We start from the raw sequence: 15,021 nt of genomic DNA, 5'->3' as shown, positions 1-15,021 counted from the left end.
GATCCTGCCACCCTGCGCCACTAGCGATCGTTGACCGCAACTGCCCATACCGTTAATCTGCCCTATAGCAGCAACATCTTTGGAGAAATTGGATGGACTGGCAATCCTTCGCCGTGAGTTTTGCGATTGTGTTCTTGTCAGAACTGGGGGACAAGAGTCAACTGGTGGCGATTACTTTAGGGAGTAATGCCCGCTCCGCTACCGCTGTCTTTCTAGGCGTGGCCTCTGGCTTGGTGTGTACAACGTTTTTCGGTGTGCTTTTGGGCAGTGGGATTGCCACATTGATCCCCGTGAAAGTGGTCAAGGCGATCGCTGCCATGATGTTTGCCTTTCTGGGGTTTTATTTGCTGTCTCAAACAGCGGCTGACAGCCTTGACAAGGAGCGAATTTGATTATAACCAAAGGATTGATTATCATAGTGACTACAGGTTAGCAAATGGATAACCCTAAAACTGCGATTTAACTGCAATAGGCTACTTAGCTAAGCAAAATCTGCTGTTTGAATTTTATTTTTTAGGATAGCGCCGTGTTCACGTCTCCTGCTCCCAGTCCCCTACCCCCCATTCGTTCCCTTGAGGATGCGATCGATCGCTGTCAGCGGCTTGGATTGCGGCTGAGTCGGCAGCGGCGTGCCATTCTTGAACTGCTCTGGGATGCCAAGGATCACCTCTCAGCGCGGCAGATCTACGATCGCCTGAATCAAGCCGGCAAAGACATCGGCCATACCTCTGTATATCAGAATCTCGAAGCCCTTTCCGAGCATGGCATTATTGAGTGCGTTGAGCGTGCCGATGGGCGCCTTTACGGCAATATCAGTGATAGTCACAGCCATGTCAATTGTCTCGATAGCCACAAAATTATTGACGTTCATGTTGAGCTACCCCCCTCTCTCATTGCTGAGATTGAAGCAAAAACTGGCGTGAAAATTGTTGACTATCGCATTGATTTTTACGGTTATCAAAACACTGATCCGAGTGCCCAAGGATAACTGCCGTGGCCAATCCCCAACATCTTCAGCTTCTCAAGCAGGGGGTTACCGCTTGGAATCAATGGCGGGAGCAAAACAGTGATATTCGCCCTGATCTGGGACAGGCAGATTTAACGGGCGCCAATTTGGAGTTGTACAACCTCACCAATGCCAATCTTGATCAGGCCAATTTAGCAGGTGCGGATCTGCGCCATGCCCTCCTCAAGGATGCCTACATGGCGGGAGCAAACCTCTACATGAGTGACCTGATTGAGGCGGATTTGCAGGGGGCCTGTTTACAACGGGCTACCTTAGCGGGTGCTGATCTCTACAAGTCAAATATTGCCATGGCCGATCTGCGCCAAGCCAACTTGGTGGGCACGCTACTGCGGCGAGTGAGCCTAGTGGAAGCGACCCTTGCCTATGCCAACCTCACCCGTGCCAATCTCTTTCAGGCCAACCTGCACTTGGCCGATCTCAAGAGCGCAATTTTGCAAGAAGCGATTCTTGAAAGTGCCAGTCTCATTGAAGCGAACTTTGAATATGCGGTTCTCATTGCGGCCAAGATGTCGAAGGCCAATGCCCGCCGTGCCAACTTTAAGGGGGCAAACCTCTACAAAGCAGAAATGGACGGCATGGATCTGCGGGATGCGATTCTCGATAAAGCTTAGCACCAGCAACTTGTGAAAAGGCAAGGTTCAGGCTACGTTAGAGGTGAATCATCCTCGCCGATTGCAACTCGAAGGGAATGCCTGTGACTAAAAGCATCCGTAATACAGCACGTATGGTTCTTGGTGTGATTTTTGGAATTATTGGGGTTATCGGCTTTATTTTACCCCTCCTGCCAGGAACGCCATTTTTGCTGATAGCGGCAGCTTGTTTTAATTCCATGGAACCCGAGGAGACCGCCAGTGCCCAAGGGAATGAATCGCCGCCTGTGGCATGAAATACTTTTTCCTCACTGAGGGGTGGCAGATTGGCCGCGTGTGGGAACCCCAAGGCCTCTGGAATGAGCAAGCGTGGCGGCGATCGCCCGTGATCACCCGTACCTGCCTCTACATTCTAGAGGGGGAGGAAAAGCTCTGGCTGTACCAAGTGGAGGAGATGGTTCTCATGGTAGAAGTGAAGCCCAGCCATCCTGACCCGGCCTCAACCATTGGCCAAGTGGTGCTCAAGCGCCTGATGAGTGCGGAGGATGTGCTGACCTACCTGTGTACTACCCCTGCCATTGCCAAAATTCAAGTGGAGCGAACCTCCCCTTCGGGCGATCGCCCCTAGCGATTCTTAAGCCTTTGGCACAATTCGTTAACTCTTCTGGCGCAATTCCCTATCTGCGGTGGCTTAGCAGAGAGAACTTGATCAATGCTAGCCTTGGTGTTCCCTGTTTGAGGTAAACTAGTTCGATGTTGTTGCCAACCGATGGAAACGCATTCGGCAACTCAACCCTAGACTTTCGTGATTGATCAATTTTAAGGTGTCCTTTGGTTGCAAACTCCGCTGCCTGCCTTGATGGCAAATCCTTAGCCCAGTCCATTGAACGCCAGTTGGCTGATCATGTGCGGACGTTTCAAGCCCAGTGGGGGCGATCGCCTGGGTTGGCCGTGTTGCGGGTTGGTGATGATCCCGCCAGTGCCGTGTATGTCCGTGCCAAAGAACAAGCCTGTGGCCGCGTCGGGATTCAATCCTTTGGTGCCCATTTACCGGCCACCATTACAGAAGCGGATTTATTGGCCAGAATTACTGAGCTAAATCAGGACGAACGGGTGGATGGCATTCTGCTGCAATTACCCCTACCACCCCACCTTGATCCCCGTCCCCTGCTATACGCGATTCATCCGGATAAAGATGTGGATGGCCTGCATCCCGAAAATCTCGGTCGGCTCGTGCGCGATGAACCGGGACTGCGCAGTTGTACGCCTGCTGGAGTGATGCAGCTTTTGGTCGCCTATGGCATTGATGTTGCAGGTCGCTCGGCAGTGGTCGTGGGTCGCAGTATTTTGGTCGGCAAGCCCTTGGCCTTGATGTTACTCACTGCCAATGCAACGGTGACGATCGCCCACTCGCGCACCCGTGATCTTGCCAGTGTCACCCGTAGTGCTGAGATTTTAGTCACAGCGATGGGACAGCCGCGGCGGATTACTGCCGACATGATTCGGCCGGGGGCAGTGGTCATTGATGTCGGGATTAATCGCATTCAACGCCCCGATGGCAAATCGAGTCTCTGGGGCGATGTGGACTATGAGGCTGCCTGTGCTGTGGCCAGTTATATTACCCCTGTTCCGGGGGGCGTCGGTCCGATGACCGTTGCCATGTTGTTGCACAATACTGTATGGAGCTATTGTCGCCGTCACAACTGGCACAAGCCCCTGCTCTCGTTGACCTCTATGCCGCCCGCACCCTGAGGAGTTGTTCATGATTTCCGCTGATCCCCCCCAAGTCCATCCCGCCGGCACATTTGATCTCAAGGCCTACCTCAAAGAACGCCAAGCCCTTGTGGAAGCGGCCCTCGAAGCATCGATCCCCGTTGCCTACCCAGAGAAAATTTACGATGCGATGCGCTATTCACTGATGGCAGGGGGCAAACGGCTGCGCCCAATTCTCTGCTTGGCCACCTGTGAACTGATGGGGGGCACCGTGGAAATGGCCATGCCCACCGCCTGTGCCCTAGAGATGATCCACACGATGTCGCTGATCCACGATGATCTGCCGGCTATGGACAATGATGACTACCGTCGCGGCAAGCCCACAAATCACAAAGTCTATGGCGAAGATATTGCCATTCTGGCGGGGGATGGCTTACTGGCCTATGCCTTTGAATATGTGGTGGAACAAACGAAAAACGTGCCCGCAGAATATCTGCTGAAAATTGTGGCGCGGTTGGGGCATGCGGTGGCAGCAACGGGATTGGTGGGCGGTCAAGTGGTGGACTTGGAGTGTGAAGGGCAGCCGAACATTGGTCTAGAAACGCTGCACTTTATCCACTCCCACAAAACGGGGGCATTACTGGAGGCCTCTGTGGTTTCTGGGGCATTACTGACGGGGGCGAATGAATCTGATGTGGCTCGCCTGTCGCGCTATGCGGCAAATATTGGCTTGGCGTTCCAGATTGTGGATGACATTTTGGATATTACTTCGACCCGCGATGTCCTCGGTAAAACCGTTGGTAAAGATGTGGCCGCCCAAAAAATGACGTACCCGCGCCTGTGGGGTCTGGAAAAATCTCGCCAAGAGGCTGAACGCTTGGTGGCAGAGGCGAAGGCAGAGTTGGCTGTGTATGGGGCAGCCGCCGTTCCTTTGCAGGCGATCGCCGACTACATTACCAGCCGCAGTCATTAACGATCCCGAAGTGGGTTAGGATGGGCGCAGAGTTTGTCCTTGTCCGTAACCATGATGGACGGTCTTCGTGAGCTACTGGCTAACCATGTCCTCTGGGTCGCTTTCGCCGCCAGCGCGATCGCCCAAATGCTCAAGTTACTGATTGACATTGCCAAACACCGCAAGCTCAATTTCCGCGTTCTGGTGGAAACGGGGGGCATGCCCAGTTCCCATTCCGCTCTTGTTACTGCTTTGGCGACTGGGGTGGGGCTGCAGCGGGGCTGGGATAGCATTGAGTTTGCGATCGCCGTTGTCTTTGCCTGCATTGTCATGTACGATGCGGCCGGGGTGCGCCAAGCCGCTGGTAAACAAGCCCGCATTCTCAATCAAATTGTTGATGAATTTTTCCAAGATGGGCACGAATTGGCAGAAGCCCGCCTCAAGGAGTTATTGGGGCACACCCCCATTCAAGTCATCGTTGGTTCCGCCCTTGGGGTGGCGATCGCTTGGCTAGCGGTCTAAGGGTTTGCCCAGCGGTTATCGCCCTGTCTCGCGACCATAGCGATCCTCAAAGCGGACAATATCATCTTCGCCAAGATAGGCTCCCGACTGCACTTCAATCATTTCAAGGGGAATTTTCCCCGGATTGGCCAAGCGGTGCACAGCGCCCACAGGGATATAGGTGGACTCATTCTCCGTCAGCAGAAACGTTTTGCCATTGCAGGTAACTTCCGCTGTACCACTGACAACAATCCAATGTTCTGCGCGGTGATGGTGCTGTTGCAGCGAAAGACTCGCCCCCGGCTTGACCGTAATCCGCTTCACTTGAAAGCGATGACCAGCATCAATCGCAGTGTAGTGCCCCCAAGGACGATAGACGACGGGATGGTTGTCCGCCTCCGGGCGCCCTTGCGCTTGCAGTTGCTCCACCACTTGTTTGACTTGTTGTGCTGCCTTCTGATGGGCAATGAGAACGGCATCGGCTGTTTCCACAACGATCAGATCGTCCACCCCCAGTAGGGTCACCAAGCGATGCTGACTGTGAACAAAGCACTCTTTGCTGCTATAGAGAAGGACATTGCCACGGCAACTGTTGCCAAATTCATCCTTGGGTGTCACCTCCCAGAGACTCGACCAAGACCCCACATCACTCCAGCCGCACTCTAGGGGCACCACCGCTGCTTTTTGCGTCTTTTCCATCACCCCATAGTCCACCGATAAACTGGGACACTGACTCAAGGGTGCTTTGGCCAAGCGGATAAAGTCCAAATCCTCCTGTCCCTCCCGCAGTGCCAAGCGGCAATGGTGCAAAATGTCTGGCTGCTGCTGTGCCAATTCTGCTAAGAAGCTCTGGGCGCGGAAGAGAAACATACCGCTATTCCAAAGGTAATGGCCATCCGCTAGATAAGCCTCTGCCGTTGCCAAATCGGGTTTTTCGACAAACTCTGCCACCCGATAGGTGTGGGCCTCACTGAGGGCTTCCCCCCGCCGAATGTAGCCGTAGCCTGTATGGGGAGAGGTGGGGGTAATGCCAAAGGTCACTAACCAGTCCTTGGTGGCGGGTGCCAGTGCCCGTTGTAGCCCCTGCTGAAAGGCGGCAACATCCTGAATTAAATGATCCGCTGGTAGCACCAAAAGAATGGCATCGGTGGCGAGGACTTCTGTGACGTAGAGCGCAGCAAGGGTAATCGCAGGAGCCGTATTGCGCCCCAAGGGTTCAAGCAAAATCCGCGTTGGTGTCACCCCTAGCTCTTGAAATTGTTCCGCTACAAGGAAGCGATGGGCGTCATTGGCCACCACCACTGGCGGTTGCACTTGGGGTAAACCCTGCAAGCGTTGCCACGTTTGTTGTAGCAGACTCTGCCCTTCGGCTGTTAAGCGCATAAACTGCTTGGGATGGGCTTGGCGCGATAATGGCCAAAGTCGACTTCCGGCTCCCCCCGATAGAATCACTGGAATACAGTCCATGCAAGGCTTTCCTTAGGTAGTGTGGTGCTTAAGCGTAGTCTATCGCCAAAGAACTTCGTCTTGGTTCAGACCCCTGTTCTTTTTGTTGCTCATTTTCTAGGGGCTACTGTTTTGGCAGTGCCCGATGAATGGCAGTGAAGGACTGAGGTGGCGTTTCCCCTTGGTTAAGGTTTGGCAATTGGATTCATCAACAGACTTAAAGCCCTTGGCAATTCTCCTTAGGATAGAATGTGGGCTGAGCAGCGTTAGGGTTTCCTATGGCGATTAAAAAGGGAGATTTGGTAAAGGTCGTTGCTGAAAAATTGGCCAACAGTGTTGAGGCCTTGGCCAGTGATCATCGCTATCCCCCCTATCTCTTTGAGGGACGGGGCGAGGTGGTGGAGATTCGCGGTGACTATGCGCAGATTAAATTTCCAGTGCCCACCCCTACAGTTTGGCTGCGCCTCGATCAACTGGAGGTTGCCAAATAACCGCCATTAGGGTCTCTTGCGAGTCTAGGAGCCAATGAAGAGTACCCGTGTTAGCAATTTTCAGCTTGTCTGGATATGATGGAGGCAATGCTGTTGCTTAACATTTGGTAATGTTAGTTCAACCTTCGCAACCTCAACGCTGGTTTCAGTGGCTCAAGGAGACGCTCCTTTTTGGGCAAGAACCCAGTAGCGAACTCTTAGCCATTTTGCTGGTGTATTTTGTCCAAGGGGTGTTGGGCTTAGCACGGCTGGCCATTAGCTTTTTCTTTAAGGATGAGTTGGGGCTGTCGCCGGCGGAAGTGGCAGCATTAATGGGTGTGGCTGCGCTGCCTTGGGTCATTAAGCCGGTGTTTGGCCTCATTTCTGATAGTGTGCCGCTTTTGGGATTTCGTCGCCGTTCCTATCTGGTTCTGTCGGGCTTGCTGGGCTGTGGGGCGTGGTTGAGCTTGGGGACGTGGGTAGCTACCCCTTGGCAGGCAACGGCAGCGATTCTCGCAGCCTCGATCGCGATCGCCCTCAGTGATGTGATTGTCGATTCACTGGTGGTGGAACGGGCACGCCAAGAATCGGCGACTGAAATGGGAACGCTGCAATCCCTAAGTTGGGCAGCGACTGCCGTGGGAGGCATCCTCACCGCTTACTTTAGTGGCCAACTGTTGCAGTGGTTTAGTCCGCGTACCGTCTTTCAAATTACAGCGGCGTTTCCGCTCTTGATGTCGGGGGTTGCCTGGGCGATCGCCGAAGCACGGGTTACGGCTCGGCCTCAACTGCGTCAGACTTGGGAGCACATCAACCGTGTGCGCCAAGCAATGATGCAAAAACGGATTTGGTTGCCGGTGGCGTTTCTCTTCCTCTGGCAAGCCACCCCCGGCTCGGAATCAGCCTTCTTTTTCTTCACAACGAATGAATTGGGCTTTGAGGCGGAGTTTTTGGGGCGGGTGCGCCTTGTCACTAGCATCGCCTCCCTCTTGGGGGTGTGGATTTTCCAGCGCTACTTGAAAACGCTGCCCATTCGTACCATTTTTTTCTGGAGCACGATTCTCTCAGCCCTTTTGGGACTCTCTAGCTTGATTTTGGTCACCCACCTCAATCGCCAATGGGGCATTAGTGACCAGTGGTTTAGCTTGGGGGATAGCCTCATTTTGGCAGTTATGGGGCAGATTGCCTTTATGCCGGTACTCGTGTTGGCGGCGCGGCTGTGTCCGCCGGGGATTGAGGCCACCCTCTTTGCGCTGCTGATGTCCATTAGCAACCTTGCCAATCTGGTCTCCCATGAGTTGGGGGCACTGCTGACCCACTGGCTGGGGATTACCGAGCATAACTTCGATCGCCTCTGGTTGCTGGTGCTCATTACCAACCTGAGTACGCTATTGCCCCTACCCCTGTTGAACTGGTTGCCGCAGCAGGTGCCGGCGCCCGCCTCTCAATCCTCTGTCACTGTTGAGTTGGAGCCAAGTGTCTCATGACTGGAGTTTTAGATCGCCCCTACACGATGGCGGATTGGCGGGGGGGGACCGAATCTCTCACCCAAGAATATGACTATTGGATTGAGGATGTCGAAGGTACGGTGCCCACGGATTTGGTGGGAACGCTCTACCGCAATGGCCCTGGACGGTTGGAGCGCGGGGGAGTGCCCTTAGCCCATCCCTTTGATGGCGACGGCATGATCTGTGCTTTTCGCTTTGAGAAGGGACGGGTGCATTTTCGCAATCGCTACGTGCGTACCGCCGGATTTTTGGCGGAGGAAAAGGCCAATCGCCTTCTCTATCGCGGTGTCTTTGGCACCCAAAAACCGGGGGGCTGGCTGGCCAATTTCCTCGATATTCGGGTCAAAAACATTGCCAATACCCATGTGATCTATTGGGGGGGCAAATTACTGGCGCTCTGGGAAGCTGGTCTGCCCTACTGCCTTGACCCTGTGACCCTAGAAACCATTGGCCTCGACAACCTAGGGGGTCTCCTCAAGGAGAGGGATGCCTTTGCAGCGCATCCCCGCTTTGATCCTCAGACGCAGCGGCTCGTGAATTTTGGTGTCAAGCCCGGCCTCAGCACCCGCATTACACTCTATGAATTTGATGCCAGTGGTCAGTGTGTCTCGCAACCCGTATTTCAGATTCCGAGGTTTGCTTTTATCCATGACTTTGCCCTGACCCCCAACTACGCCATTGTCTTTCAAAATCCAGTGCGGTTAAATCCGCTGCCCTATCTGCTGGGACTGCGGGGCGCTGCCCAGTGCATTCAATTCCATGCGCAGGAACCGACACGGGTTTGGCTGCTGCCTCGTCGGGGTGGGACTCCCCAGATGTTGACGATGCCCGCCTGTTTTGTCTTTCACCATGCCAATGCCTACGAAGCTGGGGATGAAATTCATGTGGAGTCCATTGCCTACAGCCACTTTCCCAATCTCGAACCGGGCATGGATTTTCGGGAGGTGAATTTTGCGGCGCTGCCCTCAAGCCTGCTGTGGCGGATTCAATTGAACCCCAAAACCAAGGCGGTGGATTGGCAAGTGGTCAGCGATCGCCCCTGTGAATTTCCCGTAGTGCATCCGGCCAAGGTGGGGCAACCCTATCGCTACACCTATTTGGCGGCAGGGCATGATCCGAAAACCAATGCGCCTCTCCAGGCTCTGTGGCGGTGCGATCGCCAGACGGGCGAGGAACAATTTTGGTCGGCGGCGCCGCGTGGCTTTGCCAGTGAACCCATTTTTGTCCCGCGGGGTCTGCAAAAGGGTGACTTTCTCTGGCAGGGTGCCCAAGGGGAAGAAGATGGCTGGCTTTTGCAGGTGGTGTATGATGCCAGTTGCCACAAATCGCAGTTACTCATCTTTGATGCGGCAGCCATTAGCGCCGGGCCAGTGGCACGATTGCGCTTGAAACACCACATTCCCTATGGTCTCCACGGTTCATTTACCACAGCGGTCTAGGCAATGGGCATCGAAATTGAGCGCAAGTTCCTTGTCATAGGCGAAGAATGGCGATCGCTGGTCACAAGTGTGTCCCAATTTGCCCAAGGCTACCTGTCCACAGTTCCTGAGCGCACGGTGCGGGTGCGTCTTGCGGGGGAGGAGGCATGGATCACGATCAAGGGCAAAGCCAGCGGTGGCCAACGCCGTGAGTATGAGTATGCTATCCCCGTTGCTGATGCAAGGGAACTCCTCGCGGAATTGTGCCTACAACCCATCATCCAGAAAAACCGCTATCGTATTCCAGCGGGTGATCTGTGTTGGGAAGTGGATGAATTTACTGGCGCCTGTACTGGCCTGATTTTGGCAGAAATTGAATTGCCCCGTGCTCACTATCCCCTGACTCTACCCCCTTGGATTGGCCTTGAGGTGACCGACGACCCCCGCTATACCAATGCCTACTTAGCGGAGCACCCCTATCAGGAGTGGGCAACCGGCAATTCCTGAAATTCGATAGGATACAAAAATATCGCCACGGCTGCGCTATGCTTGCTCGGATTCGCCAGATTACCCAAACCCTCACCCCCCGTCTCATTGAAATTCGTCGCCATCTGCACCGCTACCCCGAATTGAGTGGCCAAGAACATCAAACCGCTGCCTATGTGGCGGGGGTACTTTCCTCCGCCGGCTTAACCGTACAGCAGGATGTGGGCAAAGTGGGGGTGATTGCGGAACTGGTGGGGAATCCTAAAGAACAGCGGCTCTTGGCCATTCGCGCCGATATGGATGCCCTGCCGATTCAAGAGCGCACTGGACTCGAGTTTAGCTCAAAACATAGCGGGGTGATGCACGCCTGTGGTCATGATGTCCACACCACGGTGGGTCTGGGCACGGCAATGGTGTTAGCAGCCCTCAAGGAGGAGTTCCCCGGCCGGGTGCGGTTTATTTTTCAACCAGCGGAAGAAATTGCCCAAGGGGCGAGTTGGATGATTGCCGATGGCGCGATGAAAGAGGTGAGTGCCATTTTGTCGCTCCATGTGTTTCCCACCATTCCAGCAGGGGAAGTAGCGGTACGCTATGGGGCGTTGACGGCGGCTGCCGATGACATTGAGTTAACGATTTTGGGAGAATCGGGCCACGGTGCCCGCCCCCATGAAGCGGTAGATGCGATTTGGATTGCCGCTCAAGTGATCAGTGCTTTGCAACAGGCCATTAGCCGCACGCAGAATCCCCTGCGACCCGTGGTGGTCACCTTTGGCAAAATTCAAGGGGGACGGGCTGCCAATGTCATTGCCGATCAGGTGACGCTTCAGGGAACGGTGCGATCGCTCCATCCAGAAACCCGTGCCACCCTCCCGACCTGGATTGAGCAAATTGTGGCCAATGTCTGCCATGCCTACGGTGCCCGTTACCAACTCCACTATCGGCGGGGCGTACCGGGGGTGGAAAATACGCCCTACCTATCGCAACTGCTGGCGGAGGCGGCGACTGATGTGGTGGGTGCCCCCCATGTGCATATTTTGCCGGAACCGTCCCTTGGGGCAGAGGATTTTGCCCTGTACCTAGAGCATGCCCCCGGTGCGATGTTTCGCCTTGGGGTGGGGTTTCGCGATCGCCCCAACTATCCCCTGCATCACCCGGAGTTTGATGTCGATGAACAAGCTATCCCTGTGGGCGTGATGACCCTTGCCCATGCGGCCTGTCGCTATTGGCAGATTCCCTACTAGTGCCGATTGGCGTGGTAGAGCATGCCGAGGGCGATCGCGCTGACGACAACCTTCGGTAACCAACTGGCCACGATGGGCGACACTGCTCCCCCCTCGCCAAAGGCGGTGAAAATAAAGGCAGCAACGTAATAGCCAAAAATAATCGCCACACTGAGACCAAAGGCACGCCCCTGTCCTTGGCGAGGAGAACTGATGCCCAAAACGGCACCGACAACGGCAAAACTCAGGCACAAAACGGGAAGGGAGAGCTTTTCCTGCAACTGCACCCGCCACTGCCGCAGACGTTTGGCATCGCCACTTTCCGCCAAAACTTGCAAGTACTGATAGATTTCGCGGCTGGTCATAAACTCTGGTGCCCGCGTTTCCATGGCCAAATCAAGGGGAGTGCGGGGGTAGGCAAATGTTCGTTCTGAGAAGGTCTCGGCCACGTCATAGTCGCGATCGCGGGTCAGGTGGTGGTAGGTGCCCTGCCGAAACAGCCACGCCGAACCCTGCCACTGGGCTTCCTGCGCCGTAATAATTTCTCGCAATTGCCCCTGCTCAAAGTTCAACACCGTCACTTGACCCATGACCTCGCCATCAAAACGATGGGCAAAAAAGAGTTGCTGAAGCTGCCCCCCAGCAAAACGACGGTAGAAGATATTGCGGGTTTGAAAGGTAGGTTGGGGGCGTTGAATCGCCACTTCCAAGGTCTTGATGGCGCGGTAGGCCATGGGGGGAGCCACCAGTTCATTGAGGGCAAAGGTAAAGAGCAAGGCACAGAACCCCGCTAGGAGCGCCGGTCGCACTAAACGCAGCGGACTCACCCCACAGCTTTTGCAAGCAATCAGTTCACTGCGACGGGAGAGTTGACTATAGGCAAGGAGCGAACCAAAGAGCATCGCCATGGGAATGCCCAGCACCGCAAAGGTGGGCAAACGCAGAAAAAAGACTTGAAGGGCACTGAGGATGCCAAGGTTGTGCTCCACCATATTGCGAATGAGGTAGAACACTGTACCAATAACGGCAGCGATCGCCGTAAAAATGCCAAAACCAAAGACAAAGGGGCGAATCATCTCCCGCAGAATATAGCGATCCAACAGGGAGAATCGCGGCTGCCAAGGCATCTTCTCAAGGGATCGGGCGATCGCCAGCATCTTTTATAGTCCCAAGCGGGGTTTTGCCAACTTCCAATAACGAAAGAATCGCTTCAAATCGGCATTGGCAGGTAACGTGACAAAGGGTTCTGGCTCTAGGATCTCCACTGGATAGGCCAATTGCTGACAAATGGCGCGAAAGCGCGGGCTAGGACTGGCCATTGTCACCACGCGATCGCCCCCGTGCACCTCAACAAAGGCATTCACCAAGGGAGCGACCTCACCCCGGTACATTGCCACGGGGAGATCCAGCAGGCACTCATAGAGAAAGACCAGCCGCTTCAGGCGAATTTGCCACTCCTTGAGGAGCGCTACATCCCAAACAAAAATGGCCGGCGCGTGGGGATAGCGGTCAAAGATGGGCGCCGTGGGGTCGAGGCAGTCTCCATGAACCCAAAGAATTGGCTGCCCCATTAGCGTTGCATGGCCTCTTTTTTCAACTGTTTGCTGTCCCGCTGCGCCGCTGCTGCCAAGTCGGCATCCAAGAGGGTTTGACCCGTGGCGGCCAAATAGACATCATCTAAACTGGGTCGTGACTGCGCCACGCTAAAGAGGGGGAGTCCTGCTTCCTCTAGCGCCCTTCTAATGGCTGCGATCGCCACAGCCGCATCTGTGACCACCAGATTCAAGGAGTTGCCTTGGTTGGCATTAATCAGCGCCGATTTCACGCAGTCCAATTGACTGAGAAGGGTCTGGGCCATTTGTGCCTCTTGACGCGGTGTAAATTCTCGTACCCGCAACGTGACGCGATCGCCCCCAATATTGGCCTTGAGTTCCTCGGGAGAGCCGCTGGCAATGACGCGCCCTTTATCCAGAATCGCCAAGCGATCGCTAAGGAGATCCACTTCCTCAAGGTAGTGGCTGGTCAAGATAATCGTCAGTCCTTGAGCCTTGAGATCCCGCAGCACATCCCAAATCACTTGGCGACTTTCAATGTCGAGGCCTACGGTGGGTTCATCCAAGACAAGCACTTGGGGTTGATGCAGTAGTCCTGCTGCGAGATCAAAGCGTTTGCGAATGCCACCCGAGTAGGTACCACACTGGCGATCGTGCCATTCCAATAAATCCAACCGTGCCAGCACTGCTTCAATGCGCTCTGGAATCAGGGCACGGGGAATGTGGTACAGCGCCGCCTGTAATTCTAGAAATTCCTGACCCGTGAGGATTTTATCAAGCGCCACCTCCTGAGCCACATAGCCTAATTTTTGGCGCACTAAATGAGGTTGGTGGAGAACCGAAAGACCACAGACTTCCAATACCCCAGCATCCGGTCGCGAGAGGGTACACAGACAGCGCAGTGTTGTCGTTTTCCCTGAGCCATTTGGCCCCAGCACCCCAAAAATTTCCCCTTGATGGGCGCTAAAGGAGACATCGGCCACCGCTGTAATGGTACCGTAGGACTTCTTGAGATGTTCGACCTTTACCGTGGCTGTCATGGTCATTCACTCTGTGTGTGATTCCCTTAACATTTTGACAGATCTTCCTCCTTACTTTGGTGCGCGTGCTACAACGGCAGCTAGAGCCTATTGGGTGGGTTTCCCATGGCCACTGCCGAAACTGCGCCGATTGCCGAAGTCATGCACCTCACGGGCGATCGCCTGCGATTGCGGATTCAAGAACTGAAAACGGATGCTGCCTTTCGCGATTCCCTGAGTGCCTATCTGAAAACCCTCCAAGGGATCAAATCTGTTCACGTTAACCCCCTTGCCGCCTCAATTACCATTGAGTATCACCTCGAGCAAATCACGCCCCTACAACTGTTGGCGGCCATTCAATTTTGGGGGGATGTCCAGATCATTGGCCAAGGCAATAAGGGCTTGCAAAACCTCACCCGCGCCTTTGATCTCGAACCTGAAGAGGTGGGCAACAAACTCACCTCCATGGGCGGATTTCTCATGGGCGGCTACGTGGGCGATATTCTTGGTGGCATGGTGGGGGGAACGGCGGGTGGCCTGTTTATGGGGCCTGCGGGTGCGGTCATGGGGGTGCAAGTGGGCACCTTTGTTGGCGGTGTGATTGGTGCGCGATTAGGGATGGAAGCCACGGAGCAAATCACCCAACTGCAATTTACTGCCCTTGAGGCAACGCCGGAACGGGTCGCGAAAGCCTTGGAGATTCACAGCGGTGACAAAATCGGGGGTACCGCCGGTGAAATTGCTGGCGGTTTGGCAGGGCAAGTGGTCTTGGGGCCTGTGGGCGAAACCGTCGGGCGCGTAGTGGGCAATATGGTTGGTTCGCAACTGGGGGAAGATCTCGGGCGACAGTTGGCGGCGCCATCCCCTGAGGAACCTCCTCCCCCATCCCTGCATCTTTTTCTAGAGTGGTGGGTGAAAACCAGTCAAACCTTCACTAAGGAAACGCTATGGGCGACCCTCGGTGGCATGGTAGCACGAGCCATTCTGGGGCCTCAAGCGGAAGCTGAGGGCATCCGAGCCGGTACCCGCATTAGTCGCCATCTCGATATGCAGCAGCCCAACACCGCAGCAAAAGAGAAAAAAGTATAATCCTAAAGTAATGGCCTATGGAGATGTCC

18 protein-coding genes are annotated in these 15,021 nt (G+C 54.8%); 14 read left to right on the top strand and 4 right to left on the bottom strand.

All coding sequences use genetic code 11. The features are described 5' to 3' along the window. Positions 1–113: 113 nt before the first annotated feature. The 8 genes from RHH53_RS10300 (at position 114) to RHH53_RS10265 (ending at position 4,804) form a co-directional block, all read left to right on the top strand. Entirely contained in the window at positions 114–392 is a 279-nt protein-coding gene (locus RHH53_RS10300; protein ID WP_302677666.1) for a TMEM165/GDT1 family protein, read from the top strand. Positions 393–526: 134 nt separating this feature from the next. Then, positions 527–988 carry a Fur family transcriptional regulator gene (locus RHH53_RS10295; RefSeq protein WP_302678219.1) on the top strand — a complete coding sequence of 154 codons (462 nt, stop codon included), beginning with the start codon at positions 527–529 and terminating at the stop codon, positions 986–988. A 5-nt stretch (positions 989–993) separates the two neighbouring features. Further along, positions 994–1,638, top strand: a complete 645-nt coding sequence (locus tag RHH53_RS10290; protein ID WP_302678218.1) for a pentapeptide repeat-containing protein — start codon at positions 994–996, stop codon at positions 1,636–1,638. Positions 1,639–1,715: 77 nt separating this feature from the next. Further along, positions 1,716–1,913 carry a DUF454 family protein gene (locus RHH53_RS10285; RefSeq protein WP_302678217.1) on the top strand — a complete coding sequence of 66 codons (198 nt, stop codon included), beginning with the start codon at positions 1,716–1,718 and terminating at the stop codon, positions 1,911–1,913. Next, positions 1,910–2,245: a hypothetical protein gene (locus tag RHH53_RS10280; protein ID WP_149819148.1), complete on the top strand. Its 336-nt coding sequence runs from the start codon at positions 1,910–1,912 to the stop codon at positions 2,243–2,245. The genes RHH53_RS10285 and RHH53_RS10280 overlap by 4 nt, the downstream gene beginning before the upstream one ends. Before the next feature lie 203 nt (positions 2,246–2,448). Then, entirely contained in the window at positions 2,449–3,369 is a 921-nt protein-coding gene (gene folD, locus RHH53_RS10275; RefSeq protein ID WP_302678216.1) for a bifunctional methylenetetrahydrofolate dehydrogenase/methenyltetrahydrofolate cyclohydrolase FolD, read from the top strand. Positions 3,370–3,379: 10 nt separating this feature from the next. Beyond that, positions 3,380–4,303, top strand: coding sequence for a geranylgeranyl diphosphate synthase CrtE (gene crtE, locus RHH53_RS10270; RefSeq protein WP_149819144.1), 924 nt, complete (start codon positions 3,380–3,382; stop codon positions 4,301–4,303). 51 nt (positions 4,304–4,354) lie between these two features. After that, positions 4,355–4,804 carry a divergent PAP2 family protein gene (locus RHH53_RS10265; protein WP_149819142.1) on the top strand — a complete coding sequence of 150 codons (450 nt, stop codon included), beginning with the start codon at positions 4,355–4,357 and terminating at the stop codon, positions 4,802–4,804. Between the two features lie 15 nt (positions 4,805–4,819). On the opposite strand, the gene RHH53_RS10260 is transcribed toward RHH53_RS10265, so the two are convergent. Further along, positions 4,820–6,250, bottom strand: a complete 1,431-nt coding sequence (locus tag RHH53_RS10260; RefSeq protein ID WP_206200073.1) for a mannose-1-phosphate guanylyltransferase/mannose-6-phosphate isomerase — start codon at positions 6,248–6,250, stop codon at positions 4,820–4,822. Between the two features lie 257 nt (positions 6,251–6,507). Between RHH53_RS10260 and ndhO the strand changes: the two genes are divergently transcribed. From ndhO to RHH53_RS10235, 5 genes are all read left to right on the top strand, one after another. Beyond that, positions 6,508–6,720, top strand: coding sequence for a photosynthetic/respiratory NAD(P)H-quinone oxidoreductase subunit O (gene ndhO, locus RHH53_RS10255; RefSeq protein ID WP_181494778.1), 213 nt, complete (start codon positions 6,508–6,510; stop codon positions 6,718–6,720). Positions 6,721–6,830: 110 nt separating this feature from the next. Then, complete coding sequence (locus RHH53_RS10250) at positions 6,831–8,186, top strand: folate/biopterin family MFS transporter (RefSeq protein WP_310743752.1); 1,356 nt, start codon at positions 6,831–6,833, stop codon at positions 8,184–8,186. Further along, the gene (locus RHH53_RS10245) at positions 8,183–9,646 is read left to right on the top strand and encodes a carotenoid oxygenase family protein (protein WP_310438109.1); all 1,464 of its coding nucleotides are present in this window, start codon (positions 8,183–8,185) and stop codon (positions 9,644–9,646) included. Before RHH53_RS10250 ends, RHH53_RS10245 begins: the two co-directional genes overlap by 4 nt. A 3-nt stretch (positions 9,647–9,649) precedes the next feature. Further along, positions 9,650–10,132, top strand: coding sequence for a CYTH domain-containing protein (locus RHH53_RS10240; RefSeq protein WP_206200070.1), 483 nt, complete (start codon positions 9,650–9,652; stop codon positions 10,130–10,132). Between the two features lie 38 nt (positions 10,133–10,170). Next, positions 10,171–11,352 carry a M20 family metallopeptidase gene (locus tag RHH53_RS10235; RefSeq protein ID WP_310743751.1) on the top strand — a complete coding sequence of 394 codons (1,182 nt, stop codon included), beginning with the start codon at positions 10,171–10,173 and terminating at the stop codon, positions 11,350–11,352. Here RHH53_RS10235 and RHH53_RS10230 read toward each other — a convergent pair. From RHH53_RS10230 to RHH53_RS10220, 3 genes are read right to left on the bottom strand one after another with little or no spacing between them, the layout of a single operon-like run. Then, positions 11,349–12,488, bottom strand: a complete 1,140-nt coding sequence (locus RHH53_RS10230; RefSeq protein ID WP_206200068.1) for an LptF/LptG family permease — start codon at positions 12,486–12,488, stop codon at positions 11,349–11,351. The genes RHH53_RS10235 and RHH53_RS10230 overlap by 4 nt on opposite strands. Before the next feature lie 3 nt (positions 12,489–12,491). Next, positions 12,492–12,902 (bottom strand): hypothetical protein, encoded by a 411-nt coding sequence (locus tag RHH53_RS10225; protein ID WP_302677676.1) that lies wholly within the window; start codon positions 12,900–12,902, stop codon positions 12,492–12,494. Beyond that, on the bottom strand, positions 12,902–13,924 hold the full coding sequence (locus RHH53_RS10220; RefSeq protein ID WP_310743750.1) for an ATP-binding cassette domain-containing protein: 1,023 nt from the start codon (positions 13,922–13,924) through the stop codon (positions 12,902–12,904). The genes RHH53_RS10225 and RHH53_RS10220 overlap by 1 nt, the downstream gene beginning before the upstream one ends. A gap of 105 nt (positions 13,925–14,029) precedes the next feature. Between RHH53_RS10220 and RHH53_RS10215 the strand changes: the two genes are divergently transcribed. After that, positions 14,030–14,992 (top strand): HMA2 domain-containing protein, encoded by a 963-nt coding sequence (locus RHH53_RS10215; RefSeq protein WP_206200065.1) that lies wholly within the window; start codon positions 14,030–14,032, stop codon positions 14,990–14,992. The last annotated feature ends 29 nt before the right edge of the window (positions 14,993–15,021 follow it).

Origin of the sequence: Thermosynechococcus sp. PKX82 (assembly GCF_031583255.1) — a bacterium.
In the GTDB taxonomy this organism is placed as follows: Bacteria; Cyanobacteriota; Cyanobacteriia; order Thermosynechococcales; family Thermosynechococcaceae; genus Thermosynechococcus.
This window is presented reverse-complemented; position numbering and strand designations above follow the sequence as displayed.

What these genes read in the sequence shown, in the direction of transcription:
- RHH53_RS10220 (WP_310743750.1), bottom strand. Translation starts at nt 13,924, where the DNA reads ATGACAGCCACGGTAAAGGTCGAACATCTCAAGAAGTCCTACGGTACC.
- RHH53_RS10285 (WP_302678217.1), top strand. Translation starts at nt 1,716, where the DNA reads ATGCCTGTGACTAAAAGCATCCGTAATACAGCACGTATGGTTCTTGGT.
- RHH53_RS10265 (WP_149819142.1), top strand. Translation starts at nt 4,355, where the DNA reads ATGATGGACGGTCTTCGTGAGCTACTGGCTAACCATGTCCTCTGGGTC.
- RHH53_RS10230 (WP_206200068.1), bottom strand. Translation starts at nt 12,488, where the DNA reads ATGCTGGCGATCGCCCGATCCCTTGAGAAGATGCCTTGGCAGCCGCGA.
- RHH53_RS10225 (WP_302677676.1), bottom strand. Translation starts at nt 12,902, where the DNA reads ATGGGGCAGCCAATTCTTTGGGTTCATGGAGACTGCCTCGACCCCACG.
- RHH53_RS10250 (WP_310743752.1), top strand. Translation starts at nt 6,831, where the DNA reads ATGTTAGTTCAACCTTCGCAACCTCAACGCTGGTTTCAGTGGCTCAAG.
- RHH53_RS10245 (WP_310438109.1), top strand. Translation starts at nt 8,183, where the DNA reads ATGACTGGAGTTTTAGATCGCCCCTACACGATGGCGGATTGGCGGGGG.
- RHH53_RS10215 (WP_206200065.1), top strand. Translation starts at nt 14,030, where the DNA reads ATGGCCACTGCCGAAACTGCGCCGATTGCCGAAGTCATGCACCTCACG.
- RHH53_RS10260 (WP_206200073.1), bottom strand. Translation starts at nt 6,250, where the DNA reads ATGGACTGTATTCCAGTGATTCTATCGGGGGGAGCCGGAAGTCGACTT.
- RHH53_RS10240 (WP_206200070.1), top strand. Translation starts at nt 9,650, where the DNA reads ATGGGCATCGAAATTGAGCGCAAGTTCCTTGTCATAGGCGAAGAATGG.
- ndhO (WP_181494778.1), top strand. Translation starts at nt 6,508, where the DNA reads ATGGCGATTAAAAAGGGAGATTTGGTAAAGGTCGTTGCTGAAAAATTG.
- RHH53_RS10280 (WP_149819148.1), top strand. Translation starts at nt 1,910, where the DNA reads ATGAAATACTTTTTCCTCACTGAGGGGTGGCAGATTGGCCGCGTGTGG.
- crtE (WP_149819144.1), top strand. Translation starts at nt 3,380, where the DNA reads ATGATTTCCGCTGATCCCCCCCAAGTCCATCCCGCCGGCACATTTGAT.
- RHH53_RS10235 (WP_310743751.1), top strand. Translation starts at nt 10,171, where the DNA reads ATGCTTGCTCGGATTCGCCAGATTACCCAAACCCTCACCCCCCGTCTC.